This is a genomic window from Haloferula sp. (assembly GCF_049672945.1).
GTDB lineage: Bacteria > Verrucomicrobiota > Verrucomicrobiia > Verrucomicrobiales > Akkermansiaceae > Haloferula.
This window is the reverse complement of sequence record NZ_JBATWY010000201.1, coordinates 1-1,747: the sequence shown is the minus strand read 5'-3', so window position 1 is coordinate 1,747 and position 1,747 is coordinate 1. Positions and strand designations below refer to the sequence as shown.

Annotated in this window: 1 protein-coding gene; it reads left to right on the top strand. The window is 58.7% G+C overall.

Annotated features, from left to right (window positions below; all coding sequences use genetic code 11):
• Positions 1–51 precede the first annotated feature (51 nt).
• Positions 52–1,747, top strand: a 1,696-nt coding sequence (locus WBG04_RS18255) for a phosphoribosylformylglycinamidine synthase subunit PurQ (RefSeq protein ID WP_424316148.1), incomplete at its 3' end; no start/stop codon positions are given.

Below are 1,747 nucleotides of genomic sequence, written 5' to 3'. Positions count from 1 at the left end.
GGCAAGCCTGTCGCCGCAAACGAAGCCCAAGGAACAACGACGCTCCAGCGAGTGAGGAGCCGCCTTGGACAACTCAACCACGCCTCACAAAAAGGTCTCGGCGAGATTTTCGACGGTTCTGTGGGTGCGGGCACGGTTTTGTGGCCATTCGGTGGCGAACATCAACTGACCCCGCCCGATGCGATGGTTGCGAAGCTCCCACTGCTTGAGGGTGACACCGATGCGTGCAGCTTCATGTCCTGGGGGTTTAACGCGAGTGTGGCCAGTTGGTCCCCATTCCACGGCGCCTCTTGGGCAGTGACTGAGTCGGTGTGCAAGGCCGTCGCAGCCGGAGCGCAACTCACAGACATCCGGCTGACCCTCCAAGAATATTTCCCCAAGCTGGGTGATGACCCAACACGATGGGGGCTTCCTTTTGCGTCCTTGCTCGGCGCCTTTGAAGCACAACACGAACTCCGTCTCGCCGCCATTGGCGGGAAAGACTCCATGTCGGGTTCGTTCAACGATTTGGACGTCCCCCCGACATTGGTCTCATTCGCACTCGCGCCGGGCTTGGCGTCCCGCGCTCGCTCTCCGGAGTTCAAGTCGACAGGCTCGACGCTCTCATTGGTTGATATTCCACTGACGGAGGAGTCCTTGCCGAACTACTCCCGGATCCTTGAAGTCGCCAAGTTGCTCCACGATTCCAATGACTGTTTGTTATCAGTCAAGGCGATCGGATCGGCGGGCCTCGGTCATGCCGTTGCGACCTCTTGCTTCGGCAATAACATTGGGGCCGATCTTGAAAGCGCCGCTCAGCTCGATCTGTTGTCAGCCCGTCCATTCTCGTTTCTCATAGAGCATACCGACGCCCTTCCGCTCGAACTCGGAGCAGAAGTCATTGGGAAAACTCTCGCCGAAGCGCATCTCAAGGCCGGCGATGAGGAAATGCCACTGGCCGAACTGGTCGACTCGTGGACTTCGACCCTTGAGCCGATCTATCCGACACGAGCGGAGTCAGCATCACCGTTGCGCGAGGTGAGGACTGAGCCGGTCGCTCCAACCCGACGCTCCCTCCCCACTTCGAGTGCTGCACCACGGGTGATCATCCCCGCGTTTCCCGGCACCAATTCCGAATACGATTCGGCCAAGGTCTTCTCAGAGGCAGGTGCCATTCCCTCGATCCAGGTTTTCAGAAACCTCACGCCCAAGGCCCTTGATGAGTCACTCAAGGCTCTTGCCGACTCGATCCGAGCCTCAGAAATCCTCATGCTGCCTGGCGGATTCAGCGCCGGGGATGAGCCAGACGGATCGGCCAAGTTCATTGCCACAGTGCTTCATAACCCGCGGGTCGCCGATGCCGTCATGGACCTCCTCAAGAATCGGGACGGGCTGATTCTTGGGATCTGCAATGGCTTTCAGGCGCTCATAAAGACTGGGCTGGTTCCCTTCGGTGAGATCAGGGAGCCCTCTGCCGATGCCCCGACTCTGGCCCACAATGAGATCGGACGCCACGTTTCCTGCTATGTCCAAACCCGGGTGGAGAGCCACCTCTCTCCTTGGCTCGCAGGATCCAAGATCGGCGATCGTTACGTCATCCCTGTATCACATGGTGAGGGTCGATTCATCGCAAGTGATGAAGTGCTTCGTGAGCTTGCCCGCAATGGCCAAATCGCGACCCGCTATGTCGACAACAGTGGTGAGCCTTCGATGGATATCCGCTTCAATCCGAACGGATCGGTTGCCGCCATTGAAGGCATCACCAGTC